10 protein-coding genes are annotated in these 14,617 nt (G+C 33.5%); 7 read left to right on the forward strand and 3 right to left on the reverse strand.

Translation table 11 applies throughout. The features are described 5' to 3' along the window. Positions 1-44: 44 nt before the first annotated feature. Positions 45-6,530 carry an alpha-2-macroglobulin family protein gene (locus AC0J6S_RS07325; RefSeq protein ID WP_474956111.1) on the reverse strand — a complete coding sequence of 2,162 codons (6,486 nt, stop codon included), beginning with the start codon at positions 6,528-6,530 and terminating at the stop codon, positions 45-47. 131 nt (positions 6,531-6,661) lie between these two features. On the opposite strand from AC0J6S_RS07325, the gene AC0J6S_RS07330 reads away from it, so the two are divergent. The 6 genes from AC0J6S_RS07330 to AC0J6S_RS07355 are packed head-to-tail and all read left to right on the forward strand — an operon-like array spanning position 6,662 to position 11,380. Beyond that, the gene (locus tag AC0J6S_RS07330) at positions 6,662-7,360 is read left to right on the forward strand and encodes a tetratricopeptide repeat protein (RefSeq protein WP_474956112.1); all 699 of its coding nucleotides are present in this window, start codon (positions 6,662-6,664) and stop codon (positions 7,358-7,360) included. Between the two features lie 43 nt (positions 7,361-7,403). After that, the gene (locus tag AC0J6S_RS07335; RefSeq protein WP_474956113.1) at positions 7,404-8,759 is read left to right on the forward strand and encodes a UDP-N-acetylmuramate--L-alanine ligase; all 1,356 of its coding nucleotides are present in this window, start codon (positions 7,404-7,406) and stop codon (positions 8,757-8,759) included. A 7-nt stretch (positions 8,760-8,766) separates the two neighbouring features. After that, positions 8,767-9,225: a GNAT family N-acetyltransferase gene (locus AC0J6S_RS07340; protein WP_474956114.1), complete on the forward strand. Its 459-nt coding sequence runs from the start codon at positions 8,767-8,769 to the stop codon at positions 9,223-9,225. 11 nt (positions 9,226-9,236) lie between these two features. Then, positions 9,237-9,932 (forward strand): RadC family protein, encoded by a 696-nt coding sequence (radC, locus tag AC0J6S_RS07345; RefSeq protein ID WP_474956115.1) that lies wholly within the window; start codon positions 9,237-9,239, stop codon positions 9,930-9,932. Positions 9,933-9,941: 9 nt separating this feature from the next. Then, positions 9,942-10,631 carry a YjjG family noncanonical pyrimidine nucleotidase gene (locus AC0J6S_RS07350; protein ID WP_474956116.1) on the forward strand — a complete coding sequence of 230 codons (690 nt, stop codon included), beginning with the start codon at positions 9,942-9,944 and terminating at the stop codon, positions 10,629-10,631. Between the two features lie 2 nt (positions 10,632-10,633). Next, positions 10,634-11,380: a hypothetical protein gene (locus AC0J6S_RS07355; RefSeq protein ID WP_474956117.1), complete on the forward strand. Its 747-nt coding sequence runs from the start codon at positions 10,634-10,636 to the stop codon at positions 11,378-11,380. 23 nt (positions 11,381-11,403) lie between these two features. On the opposite strand, the gene AC0J6S_RS07360 is transcribed toward AC0J6S_RS07355, so the two are convergent. After that, positions 11,404-12,681, reverse strand: a complete 1,278-nt coding sequence (locus AC0J6S_RS07360; RefSeq protein WP_474956118.1) for a replication-associated recombination protein A — start codon at positions 12,679-12,681, stop codon at positions 11,404-11,406. Positions 12,682-12,873: 192 nt separating this feature from the next. On the opposite strand from AC0J6S_RS07360, the gene AC0J6S_RS07365 reads away from it, so the two are divergent. Continuing rightward, positions 12,874-13,662: a rhomboid family intramembrane serine protease gene (locus tag AC0J6S_RS07365; RefSeq protein WP_474956119.1), complete on the forward strand. Its 789-nt coding sequence runs from the start codon at positions 12,874-12,876 to the stop codon at positions 13,660-13,662. 60 nt (positions 13,663-13,722) lie between these two features. Here AC0J6S_RS07365 and rlmB read toward each other — a convergent pair whose 3' ends face one another. Beyond that, positions 13,723-14,457 (reverse strand): 23S rRNA (guanosine(2251)-2'-O)-methyltransferase RlmB, encoded by a 735-nt coding sequence (gene rlmB, locus AC0J6S_RS07370; RefSeq protein WP_035668140.1) that lies wholly within the window; start codon positions 14,455-14,457, stop codon positions 13,723-13,725. Between the last annotated feature and the right edge of the window lie 160 nt (positions 14,458-14,617).

The following is a 14,617-nucleotide window of genomic DNA, read 5'->3' on the forward strand; positions in this document are numbered from 1 at the left end:
AATCTAAACCGTCTCGTATATATTGCGAGACGGTTTTTTTATTGCTATTTCTCAATAGTTTTTATCCTGATTCCCGTGGTGTGACTGCTAAATTCAGGAGCATACATACTTTGAATAGTTGTAATTCCATTAGAGAAATCACCACTATTGTTTACACGAATATCATACTCTAAAACATAAGTTCCTTTGTTTATTTGGTCAAAAAAGTAATGAGTTGCAGCATCTTTTGTGCTTTTATAGAAACCTAATCCGCCTTTGTATTGGTAAGCCGAAAGTACATCTACGGGTTCAAAACAAGAAGCACGCATATCTTTTAAATGCACAAATTCCATATCTTCTTTAGCATAAATTACTAGTCTCACGGTTACTAAATCACCGATTTTTAATGGATTATTTGAATTGATTGGTTCCAATATTTCGCCTTTCTCAGTATTTTTCTTTACATACAATTCTTTGGAAACTGATAACGCAGTTGCAGAATTGGTTTTTATTTTATCTAATTCTTCAAAGTATTGCCAATAAATACCTCCAAATCCCGGAACTTTAGATTTGTTGTCGATGGAAATAGTTGCAATATCTTTTTTGATTTCTTCTGCTTTCCAATTGAGTTTTACGTAACCTGTTTCTGCTTCTTTTTCGTTTTCAGCTAATTTTTTGCTTAGAATCTTTTCCGTCCCAATTTTGAAAATTGTGTTGTCTTTGATGCTCAACCAATCCGATCCTTGCATCAATAAAGCATAGATTGCTTCGGTAGTGGATTTTGTGGTCGGCCAGTTTTTAGTTTGTTTGTTTTTTAATAACCAAACCTTCATGGCATCCACCGATTTCGTGTCATTACTAATTTCGGTGAAAGCCTCAATTAAGAGTGCTTGGGTTTCTATCGGGGCCTGATACCAATACCAGCCTGATTTGTTAGCAATCCAATACATTCCCCAATCGTCGTTGTTAGAAGCGGTTTCTTTTAAACTTTCTAGAATTTTTTTGGCAGTTTCTTTTTCGCCAAAACGATTTAAGGTTAAGGCCGCCAATCCTTTTTCGTATAAAGAATAAGTCAACCAATCTTTTTTAGCCGTTTCGAGATACAATTTAGTCGCTTTTTTTAAAGTATCCGAAAGTGGATAATTTTCAAGGTAGAAACTTCGGGTGTATAAATAATGTAAATCGGAATGTGGATTCAACCAAATCAATTTTTCCGTTGTTTTTAATTTTTCCGTTCTGGCTTTATGGTATTGCAAAAACTTTTGGTCCAAAAATGGAATTCCGGTTGCGACAATTTGTTTGATTTTTGAAGTGGTATTTTCATTATTACTTAGTTTCGAAAGATGTCCCAAACCTGCCAAAATATGTCTGGTTATATATTCATTTTCGGTGCTTCCTTCAAACCATGCAAAACCTCCAGACGAATTTTGCTTTTGCTTCAGCTTATCAAAAGTTGTTTCTTGTGCATTTTTCATTTTTTCTAAATCGAAAAGTAAAGCAAGATTTTTCTTTTTCTCTTCCTCGTTTTGGGAATCATTCAACCATGGCGTTTCAGCAATAATAATTGCTTTCGATTCTTCGTTTTCTTCCAGTTTTGAATTCAATTTTCCGTTCTTTCTCCAAGTTTCAAACAGATTAGCGATTTTCGGATTGCTGGAAATAATTTCAGAAGCCAGAGCATTAGCATAAAATCGGGCAAAAGTTTGCTCCGCGCTTTCGTGTTCGTATTCCATCAAATAGGGCAACGATTGAATGGCAATCCAAGATGGATTTGATGTGTATTCTAACGTAAATTGATGGTTTCGTAAAGTGGTCGAATTGTTGTTTTTTAGGTTTTCGAAGGTGTATTCTTTCTTGGAATTCTCTCGAACCCAAATAGGAATACTTTCTGTAACCAGCATATTATTAGTCAAAACGGGAAGTATGTTTTCTTCGCCATCCGAAAATTTTCCTGCTTTCGCCAAAATTTTATACTGAACACCTTGCAGGCCCGCTGGAATATAGATTTTCCAACTCACAGTTGTATTTCCAAAAGGAGCAATTTTGAAGTTTTTTACTGTATTTGCGTTTCCCATTTTAGCATCAATTGGCTGCATTGTGGTAGCATCAAAGAGTTGCAATAGAGCAATTCCAGTTTTGGCTTCATTAGTAATGTTTGCCACCTTTGCCGTGATGACTATCGAGTCTTTTTCTCTGAAAAAACGAGGGAAATTTGGCGTGACCATTAACTCTTTTTGAGTTATGACACTTTTTTCTAAATAACCAGAAACAGCCTCTTTGTTGTGTGCTAATAATCGGAGTTTCCAAGCGGTCAAAGCCTCAGGCGAAGTAAAATTGAAACTTACTTTTCCTTTCGCATCTGTTTTTAAATTCGGATAAAAGAAAGCAGTTTCCGAGAGGTTTTTTCGGGCTTTTACTTGAGTCAAGGCTTCCAAAGCTTTCTTGGTAGTGATAATAATAACGCCGTTAGCTCCTTTGTTTCCGTATAATGCAGCGGCTTTCTCTCCTTTTAAAACATCAATAGAAATAATATCGCTTGGAGAAATTAATCTGAATTGTTCTTCAGTTGCTGGTTCGCCATCAACAATATACAAGGCATTTTTGTAGTTACCTGAAATACTGGAGTTTCCTATAATTGTTACTCCACTAGCTTTTCCTTCTAATTTTATTTCGATTCCTGCACTATTGTAAATTTGATTGTCTGCTTCTTCTACTACTTGAGGAGAATAAGCCAATGATTTTTTACTTCTGTTTATTCCGTAACCAACAACAACTAACTCTTCTAAACTATTACCGGATTCCTCTAACTTAACATCAATTATGTTTGAGTCAATTTTTATTTTTTGAGATTCGAACCCAATGTAAGAGAACGTTAGTTCTTCGCCAGTCGCGGCCTCTATTTCGTAAAATCCATCAAAATCAGTTGATGTGCCTCGTTGAAGCCCATTAATAACAATATTTACGCCCGCTAATGGTCCTTGATCGTCGGAAACAATTCCTGAAATAATTTTTGCATTTAGGGGTTTTTTACTTTTACTGTTTAGCTGTTTTTGATATTCTTTGAGTTGCTGTGTTGTGAAAGAATCGTTGATGTTAAAACCAAACCACATTAGTTTGGTAGTTTCGTAATTCAGGTCTAAGCGATTTAAAATAGGGTTCAGATTCCGAATGTAACTCGATGTCCTATCAAATCCTAAACTCATTCTAAAGTTAGCAGAGTTGTAGTTATAGTCATTAAATTTCAAACCATTCCAGTCACTTTTAGCAAACTGATCTAACGAGCTGTCATACATTGAGGCCAAAACTTCAGCTTCTTTTGGACTTTTAAATGTTTTCAGTTGAAACGACCAATTTTCAATGCTTCCAGGTTGTAATTTGTTTCTGAAACTTTCAACTGTGAATTCTAATTTGGATATCTCTTCTTTGAGAAATACTTCTAATTGGTCGGTAAAATTTTGATTTTCGAAGACGCTTTGAAAACCTATTTTGATGCTTCTTTCAAATTCCTTTTTTAGTGGAATTTTTATAATGATTTCATTATTTTGTAAGTGAAAAGTATTTTTAAAATAAAGGGAACTTTGGTAATTTCCGGTGGTGTTAATATACAGTTCCGGAATAACCGACGTTAATTTTACTAAAACAAAACCATCTTTTTTAGCATCAGTATTAATTTGTTCAGCGACAAATAATTTACTTGAATCGACTTTGTCTTTGCTTTGTATCAATTGGAAATTAGAACTGGTTTCAATTGGATTTTCAAAAGCATCTTTAGCCGAAAAAACTACTTTATAATTCCCAGATTTGTAATTAGAAATAAAATCTAATGCTAATTTTTTGTCTTTTTCAGTGTCTATTTTTTTTGAATACACTAAAGTTTCGTTTGGTTTTACAGTTTTTTGGTTTTCGTTATTTTCAAAAGGAAATAATCGTTCAAAATCTTCTTTCGAAATGGTTTCAATTTCAGGTTTCGGAAAAACTCTGGGTTTGAATTTGCTTGAAAATGGACTTACATAATAGAGTCTGATTTCGCCTTTGGCAGCTAAAAATTCTCCATTGAGATTGGTGCTCGTTAGTTCAATTTCATTTTTATTTTTGGTTTCAATTCGGTTTGGGATAGTTGCAGCAAGTGTCAAAGAATGGTAGCCAACCCTTACGGTTGTCTGGGTTTGGTGGGTTTCTCCATTATTATCAGTAACAGATGCTGTTATGTAATATTCAAAAATGGGTAACTGTTCTTTTGTTGCATTTTCAAATGGTTTGGCGATAAAATTTATTTCAAATTTTCCTGAAGCATCTGTTTTAGTTTCTCCAACTAAAATAGTTTCGGACTTCCCATTTAGGTTGTAATAGTAACCGTTACTTAGGGTATACGGAATAAGTTTGACGTTGTAGGTTACTTTTGCATCGGAAATGTTACTTCCGGCAAAAGCTTTGGCAAGTCCTTCTACGCTTACTTTTTGATTGACTTGATAGGTGTTTTTAAAAGGCTCGAAAGTAACTTCAAATTTCGGGCGCTTGTATTCTTCAACTCTGAGAAATATTTCAGAATCTACAAAATTTATAGTATCCCAAAACTGATGTTGATCATTTGTTTGAACAAAAACAAAATTTTTATTAGTATCGGGCTTGTTAGCTGTCATTCGGAAATTTCCTGTCAGTCCATTTTTTGGCACTATAAATTCTCCGGAGAAAGATCCGTATTCATTTGTAGTCACATTGAATTCTTTGAAAACAGCACGATTTGGGTCTTGAATGGTAATTTTGAAAGCTGTTTTTCCAACAATAGTTGTTTTGTCTTTTTCTTTTCGAAAAGCAACTCCTTTATAGTAAACCGTTTGGCCCGGACGATAAATGGCGCGGTCCAAATAGAATTCAACTTTGCCTTTTGCTTTCTCGTTTTCATGGGTTGCATAATCATTGTTATATCGAGTGTAATTGTTCAATAACAGCGAATCGTTTTCTGTTGTAAATTCTGTAAGCCTATAATCACGCTCTTTAATTTTTTTTAGGTGCGTTGCTATACCGTTTTTGTCGGTTTTAATAGTTTGATTTAATAATGCTATCGAAACATTTTCTAAAGGTTTCCCAGTTTTTCTGTCTAATACTTGATATACTTCTTTCTTATCGTTTTGTGAAGTGAAAACTGTAATGTTTGAAATTGTAATGGTTTCGTAAGCAAATGCTTTTGTATTCTTGATGTCAGAATCACTTTCAAAATAAACCAAATAACTTCCTGTTTTTAATGGCGGTAAAAGTACTTCAGTGCTGTATTCGAAATAATTATTCTTTTTTTCAAGTTCATAGTTTTTAGATGCAATTGCTTTTTTGTTTTTAATGATTGCAGCTACTAAACTGTCTTTTTTATAAGGGGAGTTTAGGAAGTCTTTATTCGTATTTTGGTCGATTTTAAAGAAAGAAATCGAAAGACGATTTAGGTTTTTATACCGAACAAAAGCTCTTGTGTTTTCATCAGTATAACTGAATTTTTGAAGTTCAATTTTCAATGATTTGGAACTAATATTTTGTTTCTTTTGTAGCGCCAGTTTGTGAGCATTTGAACGATTATTAAGGCTGATAATGCTGTCAAGAGTTGCAACGGCTCGAATATTATAATCAGGATGTATTTCTTTAGAAGCTAGATTGTAGAGAATAGTTGCTTTTTCTAACTGAATTTTTTGAGTCAGAATTAGGTCTTTGGATTCTTTTTGAATTGTATTTAAGGACTTCATAAATGTTTCATCAGAATCTAGCAAAACGCGATTACAAAAGTGAATTCTTTCGAAGAGATTTTCTAAATCAGGATCATTTTTCTCTTGTTTTTGATACAAATCAAGCACTTTTTTTAGTTTTTTATTTTTTACAAAAGCAAAATTAAGTTGTAAAAAAGATGCTGAATTTCCTAAAAGTTCCTTTTCATACGATAAAAATTCCTTTTTTTGAACTTCCCAATGAGGAATCAGCGGAGTAAGTATCGCAATGTTTTCTTTTAATAAATAGTCAAACAGATTTTCTTTTTTAGTTATATCTTCATTATTATAATATAAAATAGAAAGGTAATTACTCAAGGAAGTCTGCTTTAATATCGCCTCTTCAAGAAGTGTTTTTTCTAAAGCACGATCGATCTGTTCCGAAATGTCTTTTGAAGTCCAAGTTAAAAATTGATCATCAAAACTTAAAGTACTAGTTCTGCTGAACAGAAAATAGTAGTTTTTCTTTTGATAATCATTTAAACACTTCGCATATACTAAATTCAAAATCGCTTTCGATGGAATTGAAGCTTTACTGATTTCAGTTTTTAAATTGTTTATGATTTTGGTTTGTGCATCTTCATCCAGCACTTGCAAATATTTCGATTCATAAAAAAAGCATTTGATTATTTGTACTTCGTTTTTATCTCGAGAAGCTTTTTGATGTATTCTAGAAACTATTTCATTGGCAGATTTAATTTTTCCCAGATTTTCATATTCAATTACTTTAAGCCAGTTTTTGTCATAATTTTGTGCAAAAATTGAAGTAGATAATAAAATAATGATTAAGAAAATATTTTTCATAGGTTGATTTTAAAATAATGTGGAAATATTCTTAAATTAAGTGAAATTAATATTAGAAAATATTTCTTACTAAATTACTAATTTTTACTTAAAATCAAATCTTACGTATCATATTTCCCTATTTTTGATGAATGAAACATATTATTTATTTATTTGTATTCCTACCTATGATGATGTGGGCTCAATCTGATTTTGATAAAGCGGAAAAGCTATATAAGGCGAATAAAATGGATCAAGCCGAGTTAGTTTTTGATTCTGTTTTAAGATCCAATCCATCGGATTTAAAAACGATTGAGTATCTGGGAGATATTGCAGGTCATGGTAAATCTTGGGATAAAGCAATTGGGTACTATAAAAAACTCAAGCAACTCAAACCTTCCGAAGCTAATTATCACTATAAATATGGTGGTGCGTTAGGAATGAAAGCCAAAGATTCAAACAAGTTTAAAGCCCTTGGTATGATTGATGAAGTGAAAGCTTCTTTTGAAAAAGCGATTAGTTTGAACCCAAAACACATTGAATCACGATGGGCTTTGATAGAAATATACATTCAATTACCGGGAATTGTTGGCGGAAGCGAATCTAAAGCATTAAAATATTCCAATGAATTATTGCGATTGTCACCCGTTGACGGTTATTTGTCAAGAGGTCATATCGACGAATATTTTAAAAGATATACTGTTGCAGAACAACAATATAAAAAAGCAATTCTTGTAGGAGGTTCCAAGACAAGTTACCAAAAGTTAGCCAGCTTGTACAAGAACAAAATGCGTGATCCTGAAAAGGCAAAAATAATATTAGAAACGTATAATAAAAAAAATCAGGATTGATTATAATTGCTCCTGAATCCAAAATCTATAAACCAAAATTAGAATGCGTACACATTTTATAGCTATCGGGGGAAGTGCCATGCACAATCTGGCTTTAGCATTACACAATAAAGGATATCTAGTTACCGGAAGTGACGATGCGATTTTTGAACCATCAAAATCAAGATTAGACAAAAAGGGGATTTTGCCTCCAGAATTAGGCTGGTTTCCCGAGAAAATAACGCCAGATATTGAAGCAGTCATTCTTGGTATGCATGCAAAAGCAGATAATCCTGAATTATTAAAAGCTCAGGAATTAGGACTAAAAATATACTCTTATCCGGAATTTCTTTTCGAACAATCTAAAAATAAAACGCGCGTTGTTATAGGTGGTTCCCATGGAAAAACAACAATTACTTCAATGATTTTGCATGTAATGCATTACCATGATATTGCTGTCGATTACATGGTGGGTGCACAACTGGAAGGTTTCGATACGATGGTGCATCTAACGGAGGAGAATGATTTTATTGTTTTGGAAGGAGACGAATATTTGTCTTCGCCAATTGATCGCAGACCTAAATTTCATTTGTATCAGCCTAACATAGCTTTAATTTCAGGAATTGCTTGGGATCATATTAATGTGTTTCCTACGTACGAGAATTACGTTGAACAGTTTGAAATTTTTATTGGCAAAATTACAAACGGTGGGATTCTCGTTTACAATGAAGATGATGCTGAAGTAAAACGTGTTTCAGAGGCCGCAACAAACCCAATTCGAAAATTAGCATATCATACCCCACAATATGCTGTAAATGATGGCGTAACACTGCTCGAAACTCCAGAAGGCGATATGCCAATTGAAGTTTTTGGAGCGCATAATCTTAATAATTTGGCTGGAGCCAAATGGATTTGCCAAAATATGGGCGTTGATGAAGCTGATTTTTATGAAGCCATTGCCAGTTTTAAAGGTGCTTCAAAACGATTGGAAAAAATTGCCGAAAGCAAAACAAAAGTAGCCTATAAAGATTTTGCTCATTCACCAAGTAAAGTGGCAGCAACTACAAAAGCGGTGAAAGAACAATATCCAAACCGAACTTTAGTGGCTTGTTTAGAATTACATACCTACAGTAGTTTAAATGCTGAATTCCTAAAAGAATACGAAGGCGCACTGGAATATGCTGATAAAGCAGTTGTTTTTTATTCGCCAGATGCAGTTAAAATCAAACAGCTGGAGGAAGTGACTTATGACCAAATAGCAAGTGCTTTTAATAGAAAGGATTTGATTATTTATACCAATCCAAAAGATTTCAAAGACTATTTGTTCAACTTAAATCTTGAAAATTCTGCATTGCTGCTGATGAGTTCTGGTAATTATGGAGGATTAAACTTTGATGAAGTAAAGGAATTGGTAAAGTAAAAATAGTATGAAAGACAAAGTTAGAATTGTTAAAACTACCAGTGAAAATCAAGATTTTGTCAATTTAATTGCCGATTTGGATAAAAGTTTATGGGAACGTTATCTGGAATTGAAATCTGATTATTGGGGAAATAATATTTTGGAAATAAATCCAAATGTTATTATTCTGTATGTAGAAGACAAAGCTGTTGGTTGTGGTTGTTTCAAAAAATACGATAAAGATGCAATAGAAATTAAACGTATGTTTGTTTCATCTCAAGTTCGAGGAATGGGTTTGGCACAAACTATTTTACTTGAATTAGAGGGTTGGGCAGGTGATTTAGGATATTCTTTTTCTGTTTTGGAAACTTTATACAAACAAAAAGAAGCGATTGCTTTATATCAAAAAACTGGATATACCATAGTTGATAATTACGAACCTTATGTGGGTTTAAAAAATAGTATTTGCATGCAGAAACAAATTTAAACATTATATAAATGGCTGAAAATTCCTTTTTTCCTATTACTAATTGGTCCGAAGACGATAAGCCACGTGAGAAACTGATGCTTAAAGGCAAAAGTGTTTTGAGTGATGCCGAATTAATTGCAATTTTGATTGGTTCAGGAAGCAGAAGCGAGTCAGCGGTAGATTTAAGCAAACGCATTTTGGCTGGTGTTGATAATAATTTGAACGCCTTAGGGAAATTATCGTTATCGCAGCTCATGCAATTCAGGGGAATAGGGGAGGCGAAAGCAATTTCTATCATTGCAGCTTTAGAATTAGGAAGACGCCGAAGAGGAGAGGATGCAGTGGAGTTGAAGAAAATCACTTCGAGTAAAATCATTTTCGAAATCATGCAGCCCATTATTGGCGAATTGCCACACGAGGAGTTTTGGATTATTTACATGAATAATTCGAATAAAGTAATTGCCAAGTCTCAGTTGAGTAAAGGCGGAATCACGGGAACCTTGGTTGACGTGCGAATTGTTTTTAAAACAGCGCTAGAAATGGGAGCTACAGCGTTGATATTGTGTCACAATCATCCTTCGGGAACTTTGATTCCAAGTGAGGCAGACAAGCAAATCACAAGGAAATTAAAATTAGCAGGCGATAGTTTAGAAATAAAAGTATTGGATCATCTCATTGTAACTGAAACCAGTTATTACAGCTTTGCAGATGAAGGAATATTTTAAAAATATAAAATGAAACAAATACACATAAAGGACGTTTTTTTTGATTTAGATCATACACTTTGGGACTTTGACAAAAATTCAGAGCTTACTTTTGAGACGATTTTCAATAGAAATCATCCATCAGTAATAACTAAAGAATTTATTGAAAAGTATGTGCCAATAAATCAAGAATGTTGGAAGTTATATCAATATGATAAAATTACGCACGAAGAATTGCGTTACAATAGACTCAAGCATTCTTTTGATGCTTTAAATTACTCAGTTTCGGATGAGCAAATTGATGCAATTGCAAATGATTATATCAAGTTTTTGCCAGAGAACAATCATCTTTTTGATGGGACAATGGAACTTTTGGAGTATTTGAAACCTAAATATAATTTGCATATTATAACCAATGGTTTTGCAGATGTTCAATATAAGAAATTAAATAATTCAAAAATTGGTTCTTATTTTCAGACTATTACTAATTCAGAAATGGCTGGAGTAAAAAAACCAAACCCTATTATTTTTGATTATGCTTTAGATTTGGCCAAAGCCAAAAAAGAATATAGCATCATGATTGGAGATAGCTTAGACGCAGACGTTCAAGGAGCACTTAATGCTGGTTTAGATGCCATTTATTTTAATGAAAGAAAAATGATTGTTGAAGATAATATCAAACAGATTAATCATTTATTAGAACTTAAAAAATATTTATAAAGATGAAAAAATCCTTCCTGTTTTTGCTAATCTTCTTCGTTAGCTATTCTTATGCTCAGTCCGTAAACGATTACAAGGCAGTTATTGTTCCTTTAAAATACGATTTCCTTAAAGGTGAGAACCAATATCGCTTGAACACATTGACTAAATTTAATTTGAATAAAGCGGGTTTTGTTGCTTTTTATAATCGAGAAACTTTTCCTGTTGAATACAGTAACCGCTGTGATTTGTTGTACTTAGATGTGGTTGAAGAAAGCGGTTTTTTGACTACAAAACTCTATATTATGATGAAGGATTGCAATGACCAAATTGTATTTCAGTCCATTGTTGGTAAAAGTAAAGAAAAAGAGTATCAAAAGGCCTATAATGAAGCGCTTAATGAAGCATTTCAATCCGTTTATAATTTGCAATATAAGTATAGTGGAGCCGTTGCAAAAACGGAACCTATTGTTGTGCAAACGCATTCAACTCCAGTAGTATTGGAAAAAGCTATTGTTGCCGGGGCGAAGGGAAATATTGAAGGTAAAGATTCTAATTTGCTTTATGCGCAAGCTACTCCTACTGGATTTCAGTTGATAGATAGTACGCCAAAAGTAGTTATGAAGTTATATAAGACTTCTCAGGCGAATTCTTTTATAGCTATAAAAGACACTGTTCAGGGATCATTAATTTTAAAAGACAATCAATGGTATTTTGAATACTATCAAAACGATAGCTTAATGTCTGAAAAAGTAGCTGTTAAGTTTTAGTCATAAAAAATCTGTTTATGAAACTAATAGCCGTATTTGTCCTTCCATCGGTTTTTAAGAAATTCTCGGATACTGTTTTCTCTGGAATTGTTTCCAGGTACATAGATTGGGGTTTTGCTTAAAGCATGCGGTAAAAATTCTTGGTCAGCAAAATTATTGGTGTAATCGTGCGAATATTTATATTCCTCACCATAACCTAATTCTTTCATTAATTTTGTTGGTGCATTACGCAAATGAATAGGCACGGGTAAATCTCCGGTTTGTTTTACAAGCTGTTGAGCGGTTCCAATAGCAAGGTATGAAGCGTTACTTTTTGGGGAGGTAGCTAAATAAACAGCGCATTGACTCAAAATAATTCTACTTTCTGGATATCCAATGGTAGCCACAGCTTGAAAAGTATTATTAGCCATAATAAAAGCAGTCGGATTCGCATTTCCTATGTCTTCACTGCTAAGTATTAGCATTCGGCGTGCAATAAATTTAACATCTTCACCGCCTTCAATCATTCGGGCGAGCCAATATACAGCGCCATTAGGATCACTTCCTCGAATTGATTTTATAAAAGCAGAAACAATGTCATAATGTTGTTCACCAGTTTTGTCATACAAAACGGTATTTTGTTGTACCAAAGAGAAAACGAGATCATTTGTGATAAAAATTTCGTCTTCATTAGACGCATTTACAACAAGTTCAAAAATATTTAATAGTTTGCGTCCATCACCACCGGAAAGTCTTAACAAGGCCTCGGTTTCTCCTAAAATAATATTTTTTGTAGACAAATAAGTATCTGTTTTCATCGCTCGTTCAAGTAGAGACTCTAAATCTTTTTTTGTAAAAGCGTTTAAAACATAAACTTGACAACGGGATAGTAATGCTGGGATAACCTCAAAACTTGGGTTTTCTGTGGTGGCTCCTATTAGAGTAATCCATCCTTTTTCGACTGCAGCCAATAGGGAATCTTGTTGTGACTTACTGAAACGATGAATCTCGTCAATGAACAAAATAGGATTTTTGGCGGTAAACAAACCGCCACTTTGCTTTGCTTTTTCAATAACCTCTCGAATATCTTTAACCCCTGAATTGATCGCACTCAAGATATAGAATGGTCTTTTTGATTCTTGTGCGATAATTTGTGCCAATGTGGTTTTTCCTGTTCCTGGTGGTCCCCAAAAAATTAATGAAGGAATTATTCCTTTCGCAATTTGTTGTGTTAAAGATCCATTAGGTCCAACCAAGTGGGCCTGACTAATATATTCTTCAAGTTTTTGCGGCCGTATACGTTCTGCAAGTGGTGCTTCCATTTTACAAAATTACTGTTTTTTTTAATCTGAGCTCGTTTGCGATTGGCAAATTTAGTATTTTGGAGCTATTTCCATCTGGGCTAGGGAAGTACACTAAAAATGCAGTTGAAGTTTAAATATGACAAAATAGCATTAAATTACTTTTGGATAAGTTTTTGAATTATAACCAGAGAGTAAAACTTTAAATAATTAATGGAAAAGGATTTTAAATTTACCAATTCAGTTATAGGACTACCTCTTTTTTTTGTGGTAGTACTATGGTTTGTCTTTTGGCTCGAAATCCGATTTGACTTTGACTTTGTTCAAAACGGTATTTATCCTCGGACATTTTCAGGTTTACAAGGGGTTTTGTTTAGTCCATTCATTCATGCTGATATGGAACACCTTTATAATAATTCGATTCCATTACTAGTATTATTGGCGGCTTTACGATTTTTTTATGCGGAGCAATCGATAAGAGTTATTGGATGTGGTATTTTAGTTTCGGGGTGTATTACTTGGGTTATTGGGAGAGAGAATTATCACATAGGGGCAAGTGGATTAATTTATGTTCTCTTTAGTTTTGTTTTCTTTAAAGGATTACAAACTAGATACAATCGATTAGTAGCCTTGTCGCTTGCGGTAATAGTCATTTACGGTGGTTTGGTTTGGTATGTTTTTCCAAGTCCTGAAATAACAGGAAACAAATCTATTTCTTGGGAAGGTCATTTGGGAGGATTACTGACAGGATTTTTTCTTTCATTGGTTTATAAAACTCCAGAGTATAAAAAGGTAATTAAATATGATTGGGAGCTTCCGGATTTTGATCCCTCTGAAGATAAATTTATGCAGCGTTTCGATGTCGATGGGAATTTTGTCAACCTGCCAGAAATCAAAGAACATGAAGATAAGCAGAAAATTTTATCATATTATACTTCCAATTTTCTTGTAGATTATGAAATTGTCACAAATAAAAAAAATGAATCAAAACCGCAGTCTTGATTCATTTTTTTCATCGAAGAGTTTAGAGTTAGATTCTAATAATCTAAGAAGTATAACAATCTAAGATCGTTGTCTTACTGCTTCGTATAAAAAGGCACCACACGCTACAGATACATTTAATGATCCGATAGTTCCAAACATAGGAAGTTTAGCCTTCTCATCAACAATCTTAAGAACTGACGGGTTTACACCTCGATCTTCAGATCCCATAATGATAGCAACAGGTTCGTTTAAAGAAATATCATATATATTTTGATCTGTTTTCTCGGTAGCAGCCACAGTTTTGATACCACTGGCTTGCAAAAGAAAAATAGCATCTTTAATATGCTCTACTTTACAAATAGGAATGTTGAAAACTGCTCCCGCAGATGTTTTTACCGTATCGCCATTCACTGGTGCTGAACCTGCTTTTTGAACAATAATACCATTTACTCCTGTACACTCTGCTGTTCTGATGATAGCACCAAAATTGCGCGCGTCAGATATTTGATCCAAAATTAAAAACAAAGGTTTTTTTCCGTTTTCAATTACTGATTCTATCAAAGATTCTAAATCAAAAAACGAAATAGGAGAGATAGTAGCCACAGCACCTTGATGGTTATTAGGGGTCAGTCTGTTTAGTTTTTCAACAGGAACATATGAGAAGTTGATGTTTCCGCGCTTCATTACTTTCATTAAGTCTTTCATTAGTTCGCTGCTCGCTTCCTTTTGAATATAAACTTTATCAACTGTCGCGCCTGCTTGTATTGCTTCAATTATAGCTCTAATCCCAAATATTTGATGTTCTTTTTCCATGGTGCAAATATATAAAAAAAACCATCCTAATAAATGGGAGTGTTTTAAAGATTTAGTTTGAGTGATAAAATTAAACTGTATCTCTTGTTTATTTTTATAGGTGCTATTATTTGAATAGATTTTTAAGTCAATTTTTTTTTAGTTTTGTGGCTAATTGTTC

It is taken from the genome of Flavobacterium sp. TS_SC_5 (genome assembly GCF_056156265.1).

Excerpts from the sequence above, each read along its gene's own strand:
- AC0J6S_RS07360 (WP_474956118.1), bottom strand. The coding sequence starts at position 12,681 with ATGGAAGCACCACTTGCAGAACGTATACGGCCGCAAAAACTTGAAGAA.
- AC0J6S_RS07325 (WP_474956111.1), bottom strand. The coding sequence starts at position 6,530 with ATGAAAAATATTTTCTTAATCATTATTTTATTATCTACTTCAATTTTT.
- AC0J6S_RS07335 (WP_474956113.1), top strand. The coding sequence starts at position 7,404 with ATGCGTACACATTTTATAGCTATCGGGGGAAGTGCCATGCACAATCTG.
- radC (WP_474956115.1), top strand. The coding sequence starts at position 9,237 with ATGGCTGAAAATTCCTTTTTTCCTATTACTAATTGGTCCGAAGACGAT.
- AC0J6S_RS07330 (WP_474956112.1), top strand. The coding sequence starts at position 6,662 with ATGAAACATATTATTTATTTATTTGTATTCCTACCTATGATGATGTGG.
- AC0J6S_RS07340 (WP_474956114.1), top strand. The coding sequence starts at position 8,767 with ATGAAAGACAAAGTTAGAATTGTTAAAACTACCAGTGAAAATCAAGAT.
- AC0J6S_RS07350 (WP_474956116.1), top strand. The coding sequence starts at position 9,942 with ATGAAACAAATACACATAAAGGACGTTTTTTTTGATTTAGATCATACA.
- AC0J6S_RS07355 (WP_474956117.1), top strand. The coding sequence starts at position 10,634 with ATGAAAAAATCCTTCCTGTTTTTGCTAATCTTCTTCGTTAGCTATTCT.
- AC0J6S_RS07365 (WP_474956119.1), top strand. The coding sequence starts at position 12,874 with ATGGAAAAGGATTTTAAATTTACCAATTCAGTTATAGGACTACCTCTT.
- rlmB (WP_035668140.1), bottom strand. The coding sequence starts at position 14,457 with ATGGAAAAAGAACATCAAATATTTGGGATTAGAGCTATAATTGAAGCA.